This is a genomic window from Geodermatophilus pulveris (assembly GCF_900188375.1).
GTDB lineage: Bacteria > Actinomycetota > Actinomycetes > Mycobacteriales > Geodermatophilaceae > Geodermatophilus > Geodermatophilus pulveris.
This window is the reverse complement of record NZ_FZOO01000005.1, coordinates 237677-256718: the sequence shown is the minus strand read 5'-3', so window position 1 is coordinate 256718 and position 19042 is coordinate 237677. Positions and strand designations below refer to the sequence as shown.

18 protein-coding genes are annotated in these 19042 nt (G+C 75.6%); 8 read left to right on the top strand and 10 right to left on the bottom strand.

What is annotated here, in order from left to right; translation table 11 throughout:
- Positions 1-36: 36 nt before the first annotated feature.
- The 5 genes from CHB98_RS12635 to CHB98_RS12615 are packed head-to-tail and all read right to left on the bottom strand — an operon-like array spanning position 37 to position 4443.
- Entirely contained in the window at positions 37-795 is a 759-nt protein-coding gene (locus CHB98_RS12635; RefSeq protein WP_089305943.1) for an iron ABC transporter ATP-binding protein, read from the bottom strand.
- Positions 792-1772, bottom strand: a complete 981-nt coding sequence (locus CHB98_RS12630) for an iron chelate uptake ABC transporter family permease subunit (RefSeq protein ID WP_089305942.1) — start codon at positions 1770-1772, stop codon at positions 792-794. Before CHB98_RS12630 ends, CHB98_RS12635 begins: the two co-directional genes overlap by 4 nt.
- Entirely contained in the window at positions 1772-2806 is a 1035-nt protein-coding gene (locus tag CHB98_RS12625; RefSeq protein ID WP_089305941.1) for an ABC transporter permease, read from the bottom strand. Before CHB98_RS12625 ends, CHB98_RS12630 begins: the two co-directional genes overlap by 1 nt.
- Positions 2803-3753, bottom strand: coding sequence for a siderophore ABC transporter substrate-binding protein (locus CHB98_RS12620; protein WP_089305940.1), 951 nt, complete (start codon positions 3751-3753; stop codon positions 2803-2805). Before CHB98_RS12620 ends, CHB98_RS12625 begins: the two co-directional genes overlap by 4 nt.
- Before the next feature lie 48 nt (positions 3754-3801).
- On the bottom strand, positions 3802-4443 hold the full coding sequence (locus tag CHB98_RS12615) for a hypothetical protein (RefSeq protein WP_089305939.1): 642 nt from the start codon (positions 4441-4443) through the stop codon (positions 3802-3804).
- Positions 4444-4800: 357 nt separating this feature from the next.
- Here CHB98_RS12615 and CHB98_RS12610 point away from each other — a divergent pair, with 357 nt between their 5' ends.
- Together CHB98_RS12610 and CHB98_RS12605 are read left to right on the top strand one after the other, a co-directional pair.
- A complete protein-coding gene (locus CHB98_RS12610; protein ID WP_089305938.1) occupies positions 4801-5166 on the top strand; it encodes a hypothetical protein in 366 nt (121 codons plus the stop codon).
- Complete coding sequence (locus CHB98_RS12605) at positions 5159-5566, top strand: hypothetical protein (protein ID WP_089305937.1); 408 nt, start codon at positions 5159-5161, stop codon at positions 5564-5566. Before CHB98_RS12610 ends, CHB98_RS12605 begins: the two co-directional genes overlap by 8 nt.
- On the opposite strand, the gene CHB98_RS12600 is transcribed toward CHB98_RS12605, so the two are convergent.
- The gene (locus CHB98_RS12600; protein ID WP_089305936.1) at positions 5563-6285 is read right to left on the bottom strand and encodes a hypothetical protein; all 723 of its coding nucleotides are present in this window, start codon (positions 6283-6285) and stop codon (positions 5563-5565) included. The two genes, CHB98_RS12605 and CHB98_RS12600, sit on opposite strands and share 4 nt — an antisense overlap.
- A gap of 149 nt (positions 6286-6434) precedes the next feature.
- On the opposite strand from CHB98_RS12600, the gene CHB98_RS12595 reads away from it, so the two are divergent.
- Positions 6435-8723, top strand: a complete 2289-nt coding sequence (locus CHB98_RS12595) for a SpoIIE family protein phosphatase (protein WP_089305935.1) — start codon at positions 6435-6437, stop codon at positions 8721-8723.
- Positions 8724-8736: 13 nt separating this feature from the next.
- On the opposite strand, the gene CHB98_RS12590 is transcribed toward CHB98_RS12595, so the two are convergent.
- Both CHB98_RS12590 and CHB98_RS12585 read right to left on the bottom strand, forming a co-directional pair.
- A complete protein-coding gene (locus CHB98_RS12590; protein ID WP_089305934.1) occupies positions 8737-9246 on the bottom strand; it encodes a flavin reductase family protein in 510 nt (169 codons plus the stop codon).
- A gap of 37 nt (positions 9247-9283) precedes the next feature.
- Positions 9284-10222 carry a hydroxymethylglutaryl-CoA lyase gene (locus CHB98_RS12585; RefSeq protein WP_089305933.1) on the bottom strand — a complete coding sequence of 313 codons (939 nt, stop codon included), beginning with the start codon at positions 10220-10222 and terminating at the stop codon, positions 9284-9286.
- Between the two features lie 128 nt (positions 10223-10350).
- Here CHB98_RS12585 and CHB98_RS12580 point away from each other — a divergent pair, with 128 nt between their 5' ends.
- Complete coding sequence (locus CHB98_RS12580) at positions 10351-11238, top strand: sensor domain-containing diguanylate cyclase (RefSeq protein ID WP_089305932.1); 888 nt, start codon at positions 10351-10353, stop codon at positions 11236-11238.
- A 2-nt stretch (positions 11239-11240) separates the two neighbouring features.
- On the opposite strand, the gene CHB98_RS12575 is transcribed toward CHB98_RS12580, so the two are convergent.
- A complete protein-coding gene (locus tag CHB98_RS12575; protein ID WP_089305931.1) occupies positions 11241-12335 on the bottom strand; it encodes a M20 family metallopeptidase in 1095 nt (364 codons plus the stop codon).
- Between the two features lie 122 nt (positions 12336-12457).
- Positions 12458-14185: a glycerol-3-phosphate dehydrogenase/oxidase gene (locus tag CHB98_RS12570; RefSeq protein ID WP_089305930.1), complete on the bottom strand. Its 1728-nt coding sequence runs from the start codon at positions 14183-14185 to the stop codon at positions 12458-12460.
- A gap of 111 nt (positions 14186-14296) precedes the next feature.
- Between CHB98_RS12570 and CHB98_RS12565 the strand changes: the two genes are divergently transcribed.
- The 4 genes from CHB98_RS12565 to glpK (CHB98_RS12550) all read left to right on the top strand — a co-directional run bounded on the left by CHB98_RS12565 (position 14297) and on the right by glpK (CHB98_RS12550) (position 19004).
- Positions 14297-15049, top strand: coding sequence for an IclR family transcriptional regulator (locus tag CHB98_RS12565; protein WP_089305929.1), 753 nt, complete (start codon positions 14297-14299; stop codon positions 15047-15049).
- A complete protein-coding gene (gene glpK, locus CHB98_RS12560) occupies positions 15046-16554 on the top strand; it encodes a glycerol kinase GlpK (RefSeq protein WP_089305928.1) in 1509 nt (502 codons plus the stop codon). Before CHB98_RS12565 ends, glpK (CHB98_RS12560) begins: the two co-directional genes overlap by 4 nt.
- A gap of 151 nt (positions 16555-16705) precedes the next feature.
- On the top strand, positions 16706-17437 hold the full coding sequence (locus CHB98_RS12555; protein WP_179224469.1) for an MIP/aquaporin family protein: 732 nt from the start codon (positions 16706-16708) through the stop codon (positions 17435-17437).
- A 49-nt stretch (positions 17438-17486) separates the two neighbouring features.
- Positions 17487-19004: a glycerol kinase GlpK gene (glpK, locus tag CHB98_RS12550; RefSeq protein ID WP_089305927.1), complete on the top strand. Its 1518-nt coding sequence runs from the start codon at positions 17487-17489 to the stop codon at positions 19002-19004.
- The last annotated feature ends 38 nt before the right edge of the window (positions 19005-19042 follow it).

Sequence of the window (19042 nt, the reverse complement as noted above, 5' to 3'; positions counted from 1 at the left end):
CGGCGGACCGCCCGCCCGGCCGGGCGGGCGGTCCCCTCAGGACCAGGGGACACCGATCCGCCGGCCGGCCAGCTCGTGCACCTCGACCTCGACGTCGAACACCCCGCGCAGGAGCTCCGGCGTCATGAGGTCCGCGGTCGGGCCCTCGGCGACCAGCTGCCCCTCCCGCAGGGCCACGATCCGGTCGGAGTAGCAGGAGGCCACGTTGACGTCGTGGACGACGAGGACCACGGTGCGGCCCAGCTCGTCGGCCATGCCGCGCAGCATCCGCATCATCTGGACGGCGTGCCGCATGTCCAGGTTGTTCAGCGGCTCGTCGAGCAGCACGTGGTCGGTGCCCTGGCACATCACCATCGCCACGTAGGCGCGCTGGCGCTGCCCGCCGGAGAGCTGGTCGAGGTGCCGGTCGGCCAGCGGGTCCAGCTCGAACCACGCCATGGCCTCGTCGACCAGCCGGTGGTCCTCGGCGGTCAGCCGCCCGCCCGAGTGCGGGAAGCGGCCGAAGGCCACCAGCTCGCGCACGGTCAGCCGCACCGACATCGCGTTCTCCTGGCGCAGCACCGCCAGCCGCCGGGCCAGCACCGGCCCCGGCGTCGTGGCGACGTCCAGCCCGTCGACGAGCACCCGGCCGCGGTCGGCCGGCAGCAGCCGCGCGGCGATCGACAGCAGGGTGGACTTCCCCGCGCCGTTCGCGCCGACCAGCGAGGTGATCCCTCCGGTGGGGATGGTCAGCGACACGTCGTCCACCACGCGGGTGTCGCCGAAGGACTTGGAGACGGACCGGAACTCGATCACTGGCGGGGCTCCCGGACGAGGAGGGCGATGAAGACGATCCCGCCCACGAGACCGACGACGATGCTCAGGCTGGAGTTGAGGCCGAGCACCTGCTCGAGCACCGTCTGGCCCCCGGCCAGCGCGAGCAGGGCCAGCAGGGCGGCACCCGGCAGCACCCAGGCGTGCCGGTGGGTGCCCAGCAGCTGCCGGGCCAGGTTGGCCACCAGCAGGCCGAGGAAGGTGATCGGCCCGACCAGCGCGGTGGAGACGGCGACGAGGACGGCGACGACCAGCAGCACCCGGTCGACCACCCGCCGGTGCTCCACCCCGAGGCCGACGGCGGTGTCGCGGCCGAGGGCGACGACGTCGAGCAGCGGGATGTGCCGCCAGACCCCGACGGCGACGACGCCGACGACCACGGCGGTCAGGCCGAGCAGTCCCTGGTCGACGGAGGTGAAGCTGGCGAACAGCAGGTCCTGCAGGGTCAGGAACTCGTTGGGGTCGATGAGCCGGCTGACCAGCAGGGTGAGGCTGGTGAACACCGTGCCGAGCACCACCCCGAGCAGGACCAGCACGTACACGTCGCGCTCGGTGCGGCTGAACAGCGACCGGTACAGGACGGCGGCGAACGCGACCAGCGCGACGGTGTCGACGGCGAACCGCAGCCGCGGGTCGGCCGAGGCGAGCGTCGAGGAGCCCAGCAGGAAGACGCCCGCCGTCTGGACCAGGACGAACAGCCGGTCGAAGCCCATGATCTCCGGGGTCAGGATCCGGTTGTTCGTGACCGTCTGGAACAGCACGGTGGACAGCGCGACCGCCACGGCGACGACCGCCATCGCGGCGAGCCGGCGGCCGCGCATCTCCAGCGCGTAGTCCCAGGCGCCGGTGACGCCCACGGTGAGGAACGCGGCGACGGCGGCCGCGGTGACCGCGCCGAGCACGACCAGCGTGCGGCGGCGGCGCGTGGCCCGCTCCGGGGCGGTGCGGACGGCCGCCATCAGGCCACCCTCCGGCGGGCGCGCAGCAGCAGCACGATGAACACGACCCCGCCGATGACGCCGCCCACGGTGCCGACCGGGATCTCGTAGGGGTACCGGATGGTGCGGCCGACGACGTCGCAGACCAGCACGAACGCCGCGCCGGTCACCGCGGTCACCGGCAGCACCCGGCGCAGGTTGTCGCCCAGGGCGAGGGTGACCAGGTTGGGGACGACCAGGCCGAGGAAGGGGATCGACCCGACGCCGACCACGACGATCGCGGTGACCACCGATGCGATGACCAGGCCCAGGGTGACGACCCGCGTGTAGGGGACGCCGAGGTTGACCGCGAAGCCCTCGCCCATCCCTGCCACGGAGAACCGGTCGGCGTAGAGGTAGGCGACCACGGTGGCGGCCGGCACCAGCCAGAGCAGCTCGTAGCGGCCGGCCACGACGCCGGAGAAGTCGCCGTTCATCCAGGCGTCCACCGACTGCAGCAGCTCGAAGCGGTAGGCGAGGAAGGCCGCGGCGGCGCTGACCACCCCGCCCAGCAGGATGCCGACCAGCGGGACCACGACGATGTCGGTGAGGACCATCCGCTGCAGCAGCCAGACGAACAGGGCGGTCCCGACCAGCGAGAACGCGACCGCGATGCCCATCTTGCCGAGCACCGAGGTGCTGCCGAACGCGAGCGTCGCGACGACGATGCCCAGCCCCACCCACTCCGTCGTCCCCGCGGTCTGCGGGGAGACGAACCGGTTGCGGGTCAGCGACATCATGACCAGCCCGGCGACCGCGGTGGCCGAGCCGGCCAGCAGGATCGCGGTCAGCCGCGGCACCCGGCTGGTCCAGAACACGCGGGTCCCGGCCTCGTCGGCATCCAGCAGGTCGGCCGGGGACACGTCGCTCACGCCGACGAACAGGGACCCGAGGGCGGCGACCACCAGGGCCGCCAGCGCCGCGGCGACGTGCCGGCGGCGGACACCGCGGCGGCGCCGCACCTGCCCCGAGGGGGCGGGCGCGGCGCCGCTGCGCCGTTCGGTCGTGCTGCTCACTCGACGGCCGCGGCGACCTCGTCGATCATGGTCTCGACCGACGGCAGGCCGTTGGGGGCGACGTACCAGACCGAGGAGTCGAGGTAGTGGACGTCGCCGTTGCGCCAGGCCGTCGTCCCGCGGACCAGCTCGTTGTCCAGCACTGCCCGCGCGGCCGCACCCGACTCGCCGATCGCGGCGTCCCGGTCGAGGACGAGCATGATGTCCGGGTCGGTCTCGGCGAGGTACTCGAAGGAGACCGCGTCGCCGTGGTCCGCCTCGGTCAGGTCCTCGTCCGCCACCCCCAGGCCCAGCTCGTCGTGCACGATGCCGAAGCGGGACCCGGCGCCGTAGGCGCTGACCTCCGACGCGCTGGTCATGACGACCAGCGCCTCGCCGTCGTCCTGCGCGGCCTCGCGCACCTCGGCGGCGCGGGTCTCGATCGCGGCCAGCCGCCCGGCCACGGCGTCCTGCTCGCCGAAGACCTCGCCGAGGGTGGTGGTCCGCTCCTCGAAGCTCGCCAGGAAGTCGGCGTTGTCGACGCTCAGGTCGATGGTGGGCGCGATCTCGGCCAGCTGCGGGTACACCGCCGCCGACCGGCCGGCGACGATGATCAGGTCGGGCTCAAGGGCGTTGACCGCCTCGTAGTCCGGCTCGAACAGCGAGCCGACCTTGGGGTACCCGTCGCCGGCGTACCGGGCCAGCGACTCGGGGAAGGTGGCCTCCGGCACGCCGGCCACCTCGACGCCGAGGCTGTCCAGCGTCGAGAGCACGCCGATGTCGAAGACGACCACCCGCTGCGGGTCGGCGGGGACCGCCGTCTGCCCCTGCGCGTGCGCGACGGTGACCTCGGTGGCCGCCGAGGACGCCTCCGCGGTGGTGTCCTCACTGCCGCCGCACGCGCTGACGGCCAGCGCTGTGACGATGCCGAGGGAGAGGGCGGACAGCGGCCGGGTGGGCGTGCGCATGGTGCTCCTGAGAGGAGAGGCTTGCCTTACTGAGGTTCACCTAACCTGTCACACCGCCCGGTGCCCGTGCCGACCGGGGTCCGCCGGCGGCGCCCCTACGGCAGGGCGGGCGCGGTCCGGTCCAGGACGGCGGTGACGTGCGCCCGGGCGGGCCCGCGCAGCCGGTCGGCCACCGCGTCCCCGACCTCGCGCAGCGCCGGCCCGGGCCGGCCGGCCGGCCGGGCGCAGCCCCTCGGGCAGCAGCGGGTCGCCGGCGGTGACCCGGCGGACGGCGGCCAGCCCGCGCAGGTGGGTGCGCAGCGCCGTCGCGCCGTCCGGCGGGGGAGCGGCCAGGACAGCGCCGAGCCGGTCGGTCTCCCGCGGGGAGGCCGCGGCGAGGACCGGCAGGTCCCAGCCGCGGGCGGCCAGCTCGGCGTCGGAACCGACGGCGTCCCCGACGACCCGCGCGGTGAGCCGGTCCAGCCGGCCCAGCGGCTCGCCGGCGAGCTCGTGGCGCACCTCGTCGAGCGCGCACCGGTGCGGGGAGACCCAGGCGGCCGGGCCCAGCGGCCCGAAGCCGTGCCGGGTGAGCGCCCGGCGCACCCGCTCGCGGGCGGGGCACTCGGTCTCCGGGACGGTGTAGACGACCATGCGCCACAGGCCGTCCCTGGGGCCGAGCCGCTCCTCCAGCCGCGCGGCACGCCGGTGCACCGCGGCGCGCAGCCGCTCGGTGGGGGCGTCGAGGGTCTCCCGGCCGCGGCGGCCGGCCTGCAGTCAGCCGGCCCGGCGCAGCGCGGCGGTGGTCGTCCGGGTGGTCGGCTCCGCGACGTCGAGGTGTGCAGCAGCGCCACCAGCCCCTGCAGCCGCACCGGCCGGTCGGTGACGGCGTCGAGGAGGTCGGCGAGGAGGTCGACGACGAGGTCGCGGACGGTCATGGCAGCCTCCCGGCGCGCCGCTGCCGGACGCACCCCGTGGGTCTCCGCGCCGGCCCCTGGCCCCTGACCGGCGCGTCCCCCCACGCGGGAGGATGGCACCCGTGCCCGACACCACCGCCACGGGGTCCGCCCGGTGAGCACCGCGCTGGTGGTCGCGGTCACCGTGACGGCGGTGCTGCTGACGCTGGCCGGGATCGCCTCGACCCTCGCCCGCCGGCGCATCGGGCTGCTGCACCTGGCGGGGGCGGCGCTGCTGGAGGCCCTGCTGCTGGTGCAGGGCGGGCTGGCCGTCGTCCGGCTGGCGCAGGGGGAGACCCCGGCCGACACCCCCACCTTCCTCGGCTACCTGGCCGGCATCGTGCTGCTGCCGGTCGCCGGGGTGCTGTGGGCCCGCACCGAGCCCACCCGCTGGGCGGGGACCGTGCTGGCCGTGGCGGCCGGCGCGGTCGGTGTGATGATCTGGCGGCTGCAGCAGCTGTGGGAGGCGTCGGGTGGCTGAGCGCGCGGGGGAGCGGGCGACCACCGCCGGGCCCGGGCGGGTGCTGGTGGCGGTGTACGGCGTGTTCGCGCTGGCCGCCGGGGCGCGGGCGGTCGTCCAGCTGTCGACCCGGTTCGCCGAGGCGCCGGTCGCCTACCTGCTGTCGGCGCTGGCCGCGGCCGTGTACGTGGTGGCCACCGTGGCGCTGGCCCGCGGCGGGCGGCGCACCGCGCTGGCCGCGATCGGCTTCGAGCTGGTCGGCGTCCTGGTCGTCGGCACGCTGTCGCTGCTGCAGCCGGCCGCGTTCCCCGACGAGACGGTCTGGTCGGCCTACGGTCGCGGCTACCTGTTCGTCCCGCTGGTGCTGCCCGTCCTCGGGCTGCTCTTCCTGCGCCGCACCGCCCGACGGCCGCCCGGCTAGAAGTCCCCGCCGCCGAAGTCGCCACCGAAGTCGCCACCGCCGAGGTCCCCGCCGCCGAGGTCCGCGCTCGGGTCGGCGCCGCCGGCGAGGTCGCCTCCGGGGTCGCCGCCGTAATCGCCGCCGGCGTCCTCGGAGCCCTGGGCGTAGGCCTCCTCGTCGCCGCCGCCGAACAGCCCGCTGTCGCCCATGCCGCTGTCGAACAGCGCGTCCGCGACCGCCGTGCCGACCACCAGGCCGCCGACGGTGCCGAGCAGGCTGGCGCCCACCATGCTGCCGAAGCCGGGACCGCCGCGGCCGTAGCCACCGCCATAGCCGCCGCCGTAGCCACCGCCGGGTCCGCCGCCGCCGGGACCGAAGGCACGTTCCAGGGTGCCGGCCTGGCGCACCTCGGCCCGGGTCGCGGCGCGGGCGAGGGTGCGCGGGTCGTCCGACCGCGGCCGCTCCGACGCGGGCACCGCGGCGGCCAGCTGCACCAGCACCTCCTGGCGCTGCTGCGGGGTCAGCTGGGCGAAGGCCTCGGCGTGCGCCTCCTCGATCTTGTCCGGCGGCGCGGTGCGCAGCAGGTAGCGGTAGCGCTCGACCGCCTGCTGGTCACCGGGCGTGCCGCCCTGTCCCGGGGGTGGCTGCTGGTGGCCGCCGTACGGCTCGGTCTGCTGGTACCCGTCGTACTGGTCGTGGCTGGATCGGCCGCGCCCGAAGAGCCGGTCGAGCAGTCCCATGGCGATCGTCTCCCTCGGGTCGGGGGGCGGTGTGCTCCCCGGGAGTGGTTCCCTGCACGGGGCACCCCACACCTCGCCCGGTGCAGCCGCTGGTCAGGGCCGGACCCGCGCCGACCGCGGAGGCGCCCGCGAGGGTTAGGGTCGACGCCGTGCCGGCCGAGCAGGACCGACCGCGGGACACATCCCCCGCTCAGCCTCCCGACGGCGTCGTGGGCCGCGAGGCGGCCGGCGTCGTCTCCGCCGCCAGCGCCGTCATGACCGAGCGGGCCGGCACCGGCTCGGCGTCGGCCGCCCTGCCCGAGGTGCTCGCCGAGGTCCCGGTGGCGGTGCTACTCATCGACCGGGTCGCCGGGGCGGTCACCTACGCCAACAGCGCGGCGGTGGAGATGGCCGGCAACGTCCGCCTGCCGGTCGACATCGACACCTGGGGCGCCTCGGTCGGCCTGACCGGCCTGGGCGGGCAGGCCCTCGCGCGCACGTCGAGCCCGCTGTCGCTGGTCGCCGAGGGCCAGCCGGTCACCGGCGAGGCGGTGCGGATGACGCCGGACCGGGTCGCCCGGGGGGACGGCGCCCCGGGGGAGCGGCTGCTGTGGGTCACCGGCTTCCCGATGTCGCGGACCGACGGCGAGGAGCAGCTGTCCCTGGTCGTCTTCCTCGAGGTCGAGGGCGGCGGCCCGGACCGGGCCGACGACCAGCTGCAGGCGCTGCGCGAGCGGGCCGTGGTGGCCACCGACATCGCCTTCACGATCTCCGACCCGCGCCAGGAGGACGACCCGCTGGTGTGGGTCAACCCCTCCTTCACCCGCATCACCGGGTACGAGTACGGCGAGGTGGTGGGCCGCAACTGCCGCTTCCTGCAGGGCCCGGCCACCGACCCGCGGACGGTCGCGGAGATCCGCGATGCGCTGACCGCCGGGCGGCCGGTCACCACGACGCTGCTCAACCACCGCAAGGACGGCACCGCCTTCTGGAACCAGCTGGCGATCAGCCCGGTCTTCGACGGCGAGGGCCGGCTGGTCAGCTTCGTCGGCGTGCAGACCGACGTCACCGAGCGGGTGCGGGTCGAGCGGGAGCGCGAGGCCGCCTTCGCCGCCGAGCAGGCCGCCCGCCACGAGGCCGAGCTCGCCCGCGCGGCCGCCGAGCGGGCGCGGTCGGAGGCCGAGCTGGCCCGCGCGGACGCCGAGCGCATCCAGGGCCGCCTGGCGCTCATGGCCGAGGCGACCAGCACGCTGATCGCGACCCTGGACCTCTCCGACGTCCTCGACCGGCTGGCCCGCCTCTGCGTGCCGCTGCTCGCCGACTGGGTGTTCATCTCCCTGGTCGACGACTCCGGCGCCGTCCGCGAGACCGCCTCGCGCCACCGGGACGGCAGGGAGCAGGAGCTGCACCTGCTGGCCACCGAGTACGCGCCGCACCTGCCCCCGGACTCCCCGACCCGGCGCAGCACCACCACCGCCCGCCCGGTGCTGGCGCAGCTGAGCGACGCCGACCTGGACGCGCTGCTCCCCACGGAGGCCACCCGCCGGGCCGTCCGCACGCTGGGCACCGGCTCGCTGCTCGCCGTCCCGATGGTCGCCCGCCGGCGGACCCGCGGCGCCATCCTGCTGGCCCGCGCCGACGGGGAGCGGCCCTTCGGCCAGGAGGACGTCGACCTCGCCGAGGACCTCGCCCGCCGCGCCGCGCTGGCGATGGACAACGTGCGCCTCTACCAGCAGGAGCACACGGTCGCCGTCACGCTGCAGCGCTCGCTGCTGCCCGAGCTGCCGGACATCCCCGGGATCGAGTCGGCCGCGCACTACGTCAGCGCCTCGACCGCGGCCGACGTCGGCGGCGACTTCTACGACCTGCTGCACCTGCCCGACGGGTCGATCGGCCTGGTGATCGGCGACGTCGTCGGCCACGACGTGGTCGCTGCCGCGGCGATGGGGCACCTGCGCGGGCTGATCCGGGCCTGTGCCTGGGAGGCACCCGACCCGGACCCCGGCGCCGTCCTCGCCCGGGTGGACCGGCTGGTACAGGGGCTGCGGGTGGCCGCCATGGCCACCCTCGTCTACGCCCGCGCCCTGCCCCCGGCGGAGGACGGCGGCCCGTGGCAGCTGCACGTGGCCAGCGCCGGCCACCCGCCGGTGCTGCTGCGCGCGCCGGACGGCGGGGTCCGGGTGCTCGACGAGGTGACCGGCCTGCTCGTCGGCGTCGACGGCGGCGCGGTGCGGCCGTCGACGACGCTGGAGCTGCCGCCGGGCACCACGCTGCTGGCCTACACCGACGGGCTCATCGAGCGGCCCGGCACCGACCTCGACGAGGGCATCGCCGAGCTGGTCGGCCGGCTGGCCGCCGCCCGCGCCGGCGCGGGGCCCCGCGAGCTGTGCGCCGCCGCGGTCGCCGGCTCCATCGACGGTCGCGACGACGTCGCGCTGCTCGCCGTCCGCTTCTGCTGAGGCCGGCCGCGGGTCAGCCGCGCGGGGCCTCCAGCAACCCGTAGGCGCCGCGGTGGAACAGCAGCGGCCGCCGGCCGGGGTCGGCGCCGAGGTCCAGCACCCGGGCCGCGACGAGGGTGTGGTCCCCGCCGTCGTACTCGGCCCACAGCTCGCAGTCGATCCAGGCGACGACGCCCTCGAGCACCGGCTGGCCCAGCCTGCCGGGCCGCCACGGGACGCCGGCGAACTTGTCGGTGCCGGAGCGGGCGAAGGTCACCGACAGCTCGGTCTGGTCCTCGGCCAGCACGTTGACGCAGAAGCGGCCCAGCGCGCGCAGCTGCGGCCAGGTGCGCGAGGTGCGGGCCGGCGCGACCACCACGAGCGGCGGGTCCAGCGACAGCGAGCTGAACGACTGGCAGGTGAAGCCGAGGGGGCCCCCCTCGCCCCGGGCGGTCACCACGGTGACCCCGGAGGCGAAGTGGCCGAGGACGTCCCGCATGGTCCCCGGGTCGATCACGCCGTCCCCCGCCGGCGGCTGGCTCATGCCCCCCACTCAACCACGGGGCCCGGACCCGGCGACGTCACCCGACGGGCGAGGCCGGCCGGGGCACCGAGGGGCCCCCGGCCCGGTACAGCGAGCTGGGCAGCGGCCGGCCCACGGCCCGCTCGGTGACGCGGGCGGCGGCCAGGACGGCGTCGAGGTCCAGCCCGGTGTGCACGCCGGACTCCTCCAGCATGTAGACGAGCTCCTCGGTGGCGATGTTGCCGCTCGCGCCGGGCGCGAAGGGGCAGCCGCCGAGGCCGCCGACGGAGGAGTCCAGCTGGGTGACCCCGGCCTGGACGGCGGCCAGCGCGTTGGCCTGACCGGTCCCGCGAGTGTCGTGGAAGTGCACGCCGACGTCCACGCCCGGGCACGCCCGGCGGACGGCGTCGACGAGCTGCACGACCCGCAGCGGTGTGGTGGTGCCGATGGTGTCGCCGAGGCAGAGCCGGTCGGCGCCGGCGGTGACCGCGGCACGGGCGACGTCCACGGTGCGGGAGATCGGCGTCCGGCCGTCGAACGGGCAGTCCCACGCGGTGGCGATGACCACCTCCAGGGAGCCCCCGGCAGCGGCGGCCAGGGCGGCGATCTCGCCGACAGCGGCCACCGCCTCGGCCGTGGAGCGCCCCGCGTTGGCCCGGCTGTGCCCGTCGGAGGCGGACACGACGTACTCCAGGTGGGCCATCCCGGCGTCCAGGGCCCGGGTCGCCCCGCGGGCGTTGGCCACCAGCGCGGAGAAGTGCACGCCGTCGAACTGGTGCAGTTCGGCGGCGAGCTCGGCGGCGTCGGCGAGCGCGGGCACGGCCTTCGGCGAGACGAAGGAGGTCACCTCGATCCGCCGGACGCCAGTGGCCACGAGCGCCTCCAGCATGGCCAGCTTGTCCGCCAGGGGCACCGGGGCCTCCAGCTGCAGGCCGTCGCGCATGCCCACCTCACGCACGTCCACCGTCGCGGGCAACACCAGGTCGAACTCGCTCACGGACCCCTCCTCGCTCGTCCCCGTGCCATCCTGCCCCCTCGCCGGTTCCACGTGGAACCGGCTCGGGGCAGCCGGACGTGCGGCGAGGGACGGGTACTCGCCCAGCATGGCCGCCAGGGAGGTGGGAGTTGACGGACGAGACCCGCACGTTGCCGCCGGCGGACCGCCGGAGCGCGTTCGCCAACGCCCCCATGGGCATCGCCCTCGCCACCACCACCGGTCTCGTCGTGGACGCGAACCCGGCCCTCGCGGCGATGGTCGGGCGCAGCGCCGGGGAGCTCTACGGGCACTCGATGCTCGACCTGGTCCACCCGGACGACCACGCGGCCGCCGTGGAGGCGTTCGCCGAGCTCCTCGAGCTGCGCCGGATGATGCGGCACGAGACCCGGCTGGTGCGCGCGGACGGGTCCGTCGTCCCGGTGCAGGTCACCTCCTCGTGGGTGGACGGCACGCCGGAGGGCGACCCGCCGCACGTGGTCGCCATCGTCGAGGACATCACCGAGCGCAAGGCCCTGGAGGCCTCGCTGGTGCACCGCTCGCTGCACGACCCGCTGACCGGGCTGCCCAACCGGATCCTCTTCCGCGACCGGCTGCGGCACGCCCTGGAGCGCGGCCACCGGGAGCGGACCGCCACCTGCGTGCTGGGCATCGACCTGGACGGGTTCAAGGAGATCAACGACCGGTACGGCCACCCGGTCGGCGACGCGGTGCTGGTCGCCGTCGCCGAGCGGCTCACCTCGGTGCTGCGGGCCAGCGACACCGCCGCCCGGGTGGGCGGGGACGAGTTCAGCATCGTCTGCGAGAACAGCGCGCGGGCCGACGCGGAGGTGCTGGCCGCGCGGCTGCGGAGCACGGTCACCGAGCCGCTGCGGGTCGGCGACGTGGACCTGCCGATCGGCATGAGCATCGGGATCGGCACCGTCCCCGGGGGCACCGACCCCGAGCGGGCCCTCGAGCGACTCGTCCGCGAGGCCGACGACGCGATGTACGCCGACAAGGCCGCCCGCCGCCGCTGAGCTCAGCCGCCCCAGCGGGCGATGACGCCGGCGAAGGCGGCCGCGGCCTGCTCGACCTCGGCGACCTCCACGTACTCGTCGACGGCGTGCATCACCGCGGGGGTGCCCGGCCCCCAGACCACGATCGGCGCCCCGCCGACCACGCGGACCAGCACCGACGCGTCGGTGAAGTAGGTCGCCGGCGTGGGCCGGACCGCGGCCGGGAGCGCGGTGACCCACGGGTCGTCGGTGGGGGTGACCACCGGCGGCAGGTCCACCCGCACCTCGACGTCGGCCACCTCGGGCTGGGCCCGCCACCACGCCAGCAGGTCGGCGCCCTCGCCGACGGTGCGCATGTCGACCAGCACCTCGGCCCGGTCGGGGACGACGTTGAACACCGTGCCGCCGGAGACGACGCCGGGGTTCCAGGTCTCGGTGCCGAGGAAGGGGTCGGTCCGCAGCGGCAGCGCGCCGCCGGCCCGGCCGAGCAGCGCGGCCAGGTCCAGGACGGCGTTGTGCCCGCGCTCCGGGGTGCTGCCGTGCGCGGCCCGCCCGGCGGTGCGGACGGCGAGCCACAGCGCCCCCTTGTGGCCGAGGACGACCTGGTTGCCCGTGGCCTCGGGGACGACCACCGCGCCGACCGGCAGCCCCTCGACGGCGGCGGCCGCGGCGGCCGCTCCCTGGGAGCCGGTCTCCTCGTCGCTGGTGAGCAGCAGCGCGACCGGCGTCTGCGGGTCGGCGGTGGCCAGCGCGGCGACGGCGGCGACCACGCCGGCCTTCATGTCGCTGCCGCCGCGGCCCCACACCCGCCCCTGCTCGAGGTCGGCGCCGAACGGGTCACGCTGCCAGGCGCCGGCGTCGGGCACGGGCACGGTGTCGACGTGGCAGGCCAGCAGCAGCTGCGGGCGGCCGGGGTCGGCCGGGGTGCGCAGCAGCGTCCACGGGTGGTCGGCGTCGCGGCCCTCGGTGACCCGCACGTGCGGCGCCCGCTCCCGCACCACCTCGGTGAGCAGGCCGAGCACGTCGCGCTGGGCGGCGGCGTCCCCGGAGACGGTGCTGCGGCCGACCAGCTCGCGCACCAGCGCGGTCAGGTCGAGGGCGGGAGCAGGCGCGGTCATGACCCGATCCTGCCCCTCACGCGCCCGGCCCGCGCACGGCGTGGGCACAGGCGAGCGGGGCGCGCAGGTCCGGGCGGCCCCCTCCAGGGCACCGCCCCGAGCTCGCGAGGGGGGGTCCTTCTTCAGACGAGCGCGCGGCCCACCGCGACGGCGCGGGTGTCCGGGGCGGCGACCCGCACCGCGTCGGCCTCCTGGTCACCGGGCTCGGCCTGCGAGCGGCGCTCGGCCTCCACCCGGGCGGCGTAGCTGTCCACCTCGTTGGCGATGCGCTCCTCGTCCCAGCCGAGGACCCCGGCGACGGCCCGGGCCACCGGCTCGGCGGAGGCCGCGCCGCGGTGCGGCGTCTCGATGGAGATGCGGGTGCGCCGGGCCAGCAGGTCGTCCAGGTGCAGCGCGCCCTCGTGGGAGGCCCCCCACACCATCTCGACCATGAGGTACTCCTCGGCGCCGGGGACGGGCTCGAGCAGCGAGCGGTCGCCGGCGGCCAGGGCGAGCACCTCGGGGGTCTCCGAGCCGTAGCGGTTGAGCAGGTGCTCGGCGCGGAAGCGCGGGATGCCCCAGCGCTGGCTGAGCCCGTGCAGCTGGTTGACCATCGCGTGGTAGCCCTCGGCGCCGACCAGCGGGACGTTCTCGGTGACGCTCGGCGGCACGGCCCGGGTGACGTCGGCGGCAACGGCGTCCACCGCGTCGGCGGCCATCGGCCGGTAGGTCGTGTACTTGCCGCCGGCCACCGCCACCACGCCGGGCATCGGCCGGGCGACGGCGTGCTCGCGGGAGAGCTGGCTGGTGATCTCGGACTCGCCGGCCAGCAGCGGGCGCAGCCCGGCGTAGACGCCGGTGATGTCGTCGTGCGTCAGCGGCACGGCGAGCACCTTGTTGACGTTCTCGAGGATGTAGTCGATGTCGGCGCGGGACGCCGCCGGGTGGGCCTTGTCGAGGTCCCAGTCGGTGTCGGTGGTCCCGACGATCCAGTGGCTGCCCCACGGGATGACGAACAGCACCGACTTCTCGGTGCGCAGGATCAGCCCGGTCTCGCCGTTGATCCGGTCCCGGGGGACGACGATGTGCACGCCCTTGCTGGCCCGCACGTGGAACCGGCCGCGCCCGCCGATGAGGGTCTGGATGTCGTCGGTCCACACGCCGGTGGCGTTGACGACGACCTCGGCCCGCACGTCGGTCTCCGCGCCGGTCTCCACGTCGCGCACCCGCACCCCGGTGACCCGGCCGCCGGCGTGGGTGAACGCCACGACCGCGGCGGAGTTGAGCACGGTGGCGCCGTAGGCGGCCGCGGTGCGGACGACGCCGAGGGTGTGCCGGGCGTCGTCGGCCTGCGCGTCGTAGTAGCGGACGGCGCCGACGAGGGAGTCCGGCCGCAGCGCGGGGAACAGCTTGCGGGCGCCGGTGCGGGTCAGGTGCCGCTGCGGCGGGAGGGGCGTGGACAGGGCGCCGACGCGGGCCAGGGCGTCGTAGAGGGTCAGCCCCGCGGTCACGTACGGCCGCTCCCAGTGCCGGGTCAGCGGGTAGAGGAACGGCACCGGCTTGACCAGGTGCGGGGCGAGCCGGGTGACGCTGAGGTCCCGCTCGTGCAGCGCCTCGCGGACCAGCCCGAAGTCGAAGGACTCCAGGTAGCGCAGGCCGCCGTGGAACAGCTTGGAGGACCGCGACGAGGTGCCGCTGGCGAAGTCGCGGGCCTCGACGAGCGCCGTCCGCAGGCCGCGGGTCGCGGCGTCGAGCGCCACGCCGGCACCGGTCACCCCGCCTCCGACGACGAGCACCTCGAAGGACTCCTCCGCGAGTTCGGACCAGGCACGGGCGCGCTGCTCGGGGCCGAGAGCGGGGACTACTGGCATGCCGACTCCTAGGGCGGGGACTGCTCGCCGTCCACGGTAGGCGCGGGTCACGGGCCGGTCGACGCCCTGCGTTCGACAATGTCGGACGTGCAGGGCCTAGGGTGACCGGCCGTGCCAGGGACCGTCCAGTCGATCGAGCGCGCCGCCACCCTGCTGCACGCCATCGTCGAGTCCGGCGGCCAGATGGGGGTCACCGAGCTGGCCGCCGCGGTCGGCCTGCCGAAGACGACCACGCACGGGCTGCTGCGCACGCTGCTGGCGGTGGGCTTCGTCGAGCAGGACCCGCGCACCGGCCGCTACGCCCTGGGCGCCGGCCTGCTGGGCCTGGGGTCGCGCTACCTCGACGCCAACGAGCTGCGCTCCCGGGCGTCGAACTGGGCCGACTCGCTGGCCGGCCGCAGCGGCTGCGCCGTCCGGCTCGGCACGCCGGCCGGGCCGCAGGTGGTCGTCGTCCACCACGTGTTCCGGCCCGACGACTCGCCGCAGGAGCTGGAGGTCGGGGCGCTGCTGCCCGCGCACGCCACGGCGGTGGGCAAGGTGCTGCTGGCCGGGCGGCCGGCGATGGCCCGGGCCCTGGCCGACGGCCCGCTCGAGGCGCTGACGGCCCGCACCGTCGTCGACCCCGCGGTGCTGCTGGCGCAGCTGCAGGCGGTGCGCGGCCGCGGCTGGGCCGAGCAGCGCGACGAGTACCGGCTCGGCACCGGCGGGATCGCCGCGCCGGTGTACGGCCCCGGCGGGCTGGTGGTCGGGGCGCTGGGCATCAGCGGGCCGGTCGAGCGGCTGTTCGCCGACACCGCCCGGCCGGCGCTGCGGGCGATGGTCGTCGAGGCGGCCGCGGCCGTGTCGCGGGAGCTCGCCTCGTGACCGAGAGGTACGTGCTGGCGGTGGACCAGGGCACCACCTCCACCCGCTCGATCGTCTTCGACCGGGCCGGCCGGCTGGTCGCCGTCCGCCAGCGCGAGCACCGCCAGCACTTCCCCCGGCCCGGCTGGGTGGAGCACGACCCGGAGGAGATCTGGGCGAACACCCAGCTCACCGCCGCCCAGGCGCTGCGCGACGTCGCCTCGGCGCCGGGGCAGGTGGTGGCGCTGGGCATCGCCAACCAGCGCGAGACGACGGTGGTCTGGGACCGCGCCACCGGCCGGCCGGTGGTCAACGCGCTGGTCTGGCAGGACACCCGCACCGGGCCGCTGGTGGAACAGCTGGCCGCCCGGCCGGACGCCGGCCTGGTCCGCGAGCGCACCGGGCTGGAGCTGGCCGGGTACTTCGCCGGTCCGCGGCTGCGCTGGGTGCTGGACGCCGTCCCGGGGGCCCGGGCGCGGGCCGAGCGCGGCGAGCTGCTGTGCGGCACCATGGAGAGCTGGCTGGTCTGGAACCTCACCGGCGGCACCGACGGCGGCGTGCACGTCACCGACGTCACCAACGCCAGCCGCACGCTGCTCATGGACGTGCGCACCTGCCGCTGGGACCCCGACCTGCTCGACTTCTTCGGCGTCCCGGCCGCGATGCTGCCGGGGATCTGCCCGTCGGTCGGGGTGCTGGGCACCGCGCGCGCCCTCCCGGTGCCGCTGCCCATCGGCGGCGCCCTCGGCGACCAGCAGGCCGCCCTGTTCGGGCAGACCTGCTTCGCGCCGGGGGAGGCCAAGTGCACCTACGGCACCGGCAGCTTCCTGCTGCAGAACACCGGCACCGACCTGGTCCGCTCCCGGCACGGGCTCATCAGCACGGTGGCCTACCAGCTGGCGGGGGAGCCGGTGCACTACGCGCTGGAGGGCTCCATCGCCGTCACCGGGGCGCTGGTGCAGTGGCTGCGGGACAGCCTGGGGCTGATCGGCTCGGCCGCGGAGGTGGAGACCCTGGCCCGCACGGTCGCCGACAACGGCGGGTGCTACGTCGTCCCGGCGTTCTCCGGGCTGCTCGCCCCGCACTGGGCCGGCCGGGCCCGCGGCCTGGTCGCCGGCCTGACGTCCTACGTGACCAAGGGCCACCTGGCGCGCGCGGCGCTGGAGGCGACCGGCTGGCAGACGCGCGACGTCGTCCGGGCCATGGACGCCGACTCCGGGCTGCCCCTGACCGCGCTGCGGGTGGACGGCGGGATGACCACCAACAACCTGCTCATGCAGTTCCTGGCCGACGTCCTCGGCACCCCGGTGGTGCGCCCGATGGTGGGGGAGACGGTGTCCCTGGGCGCGGCCTACGCGGCCGGGCTGGCCGTCGGCGTGTGGTCGGACACCGGGGCGCTGCGGCGCAACTGGCACCGCTCGGCGCAGTGGTCCCCCGACCCGCGCCGGGTCGCCGCGCTGGACGCCGCCTACCCCGAGTGGGAGCGCGCCGTGCGGCTGAGCATCGCCTGGGGCGAGCGCGCCTGACCGGCGCGGGCGCTGTCCGACATCGTCGTACGGCACCCATTGTCCCCGGTCACCGGTGTGAATAGCGTCACCGCTCCAGCCGGCACCCGGTCGCCCCCGCGGTCCCGGCGTCGATCCGCACCCACGCATCACCGGTGACGAGGAGCAGCGCATGGACGAGATCAGCCTGTGGACCGTGTTCGGCAGCGAGGTGGTCGGGACGGCGATCCTGCTGCTCCTCGGCATCGGGGTGGTGGCGAACGTCGTACTGCCGCAGACCCTGGGCAACGGGGGTGGCTGGCTGCTGATCAACTTCGGCTGGGGGCTGGCCGTCTTCGCCGGCGTCTTCGCCGGGGCCAGCTCGGGGGCGCACATCAACCCGGCGGTGACCCTCGGGCTGGCGGTGAGCGGCACGGCCGAGTACGCGCCCGGCGTGCCGGTCACCCTCGCCACGTCACTGGTCTACGTGGCCGGACAACTCGTCGGCGCGTTCCTCGGCGCCGTCCTGGCGTGGCTCACCTACCGCAGCCACTACGACGCGGCGACCGAACCCGTGCTGGGCACCTTCTCCACCGGGCCGACCATCCGGTCGATCCCCAACAACGTGCTCGCCGAGGTCGTCGGCACGTTCGTGCTGGTCTACATCATCCTGCGCTTCGGCGACACGCCCATCCAACTCGGCCCGCTCCCCGTGGCCCTGCTCGTCGTCGGCATCGGCGCCTCCCTGGGCGGGCCGACCGGCTACGCCATCAACCCCGCCCGCGACCTCGGCCCGCGGATCGCCCACGCGGTGCTGCCCATCCGCGGCAAGGGCGGCAGCGACTGGGGCTACTCGTGGGTGCCGGTCGTCGGCCCGCTGCTCGGCGCGGTCCTGGCCGGCCTGTTCTCCCGCGTGCCCATCTGACCCGCCCCCCGACCCGCCCGACCCCCGCACCGACCGAGAGGAACGACCCGTGAGCCAGTACGTGGCCGCCATCGACCAGGGCACCACCAGCACCCGCTGCATGATCTTCGACCACGACGGCGCCGTGGTCTCGGTCGGGCAGAAGGAGCACCGGCAGATCTTCCCGCGCGCCGGCTGGGTGGAGCACGACCCGAACGAGATCTGGGGCAACACCCGGGAGGTGGTCGGCCAGGCGCTCGCCCGCGGCAACGTCGGGCACTCCGACGTCGTCGCCGTCGGCATCACCAACCAGCGCGAGACCGCCGTCGTCTGGGACCGGGCCACCGGCGAGCCGGTGTACAACGCGATCGTCTGGCAGGACACCCGCACCACGGCGATCGTCGAGCAGCTCGGCGCCCTCGGCGGCGGCGCCGACCGGTACAAGGACAAGGTCGGCCTGCCGCTGGCGACCTACTTCGCCGGGCCCAAGGTGCGCTGGATCCTCGACAACGTCGACGGGGCCCGCGAGCGGGCCGAGCGCGGCGAGCTGCTCATGGGCACCATCGACTCCTGGCTGATCTGGAACATGACCGGCGGGGCCGACGGCGGGCTGCACCTCACCGACGTCTCCAACGCCTCCCGCACGATGCTCATGGACTACCGGACGCTGTCCTGGGACGCCGACATCGCGGGGGAGATGGGCATCCCGGTGTCGATGCTGCCGGAGATCCGGTCGAACTCCGAGGAGTACGGCCGCGGCCGCAAGGCCGGCTTCCTCGCCGGGGTGCCGATCGCCGGGTCCCTCGGCGACCAGCAGGCGGCCACCTTCGGCCAGGTCTGCTTCACCAAGGGCATGGCCAAGAACACCTACGGCACCGGCAACTTCATGCTGCTCAACACCGGCGAGGAGGCCGTCCCGTCGCAGAACGGCCTGCTCACGACGCTGTGCTACCAGCTCGGCGAGGGCAAGCCGGTGTACGCGCTGGAGGGCTCGATCGCGGTCACCGGGTCGCTGGTGCAGTGGGTCCGGGACAACCTCGGGATGATCTCCAGTGCGCCGGAGATCGAGGACGTCGCCCGGACCGTCGAGGACAACGGCGGCGCCTACTTCGTGCCCGCCTTCTCCGGGCTGTTCGCCCCGCACTGGCGCTCCGACGCCCGCGGCGCGATCGTCGGGCTCACCCGGTACGTCAACAAGGGCCACCTGGCGCGGGCGGTGCTGGAGGCGACGGCGTACCAGACCCGCGAGGTGCTGGACGCGATGAACGCCGACTCCGGCGTGGACCTCACCGAGCTGCGGGTGGACGGCGGGATGGTCGGCAACGAGCTGCTCATGCAGTTCCAGGCCGACGTGCTCGACGTCCCGGTGATCCGGCCGAAGATCGCCGAGACCACCGCGCTGGGGGCCGCCTACGCCGCCGGGCTGGCCGTCGGCTTCTGGTCCGACCTCGACGAGCTCACCGCCAAGTGGGCCGAGGACAAGCGGTGGGAGCCCCAGATGGCGGCCGAGGAGCGGGAGCGCAGCTACCGCAACTGGCAGAAGGCGGTCACCAAGAGCCTCGACTGGGTGGACGAGGACGTGAGCTGACCCGCGTCCCCCGCGGTGTGTGCACGTAGCGCTGTCCG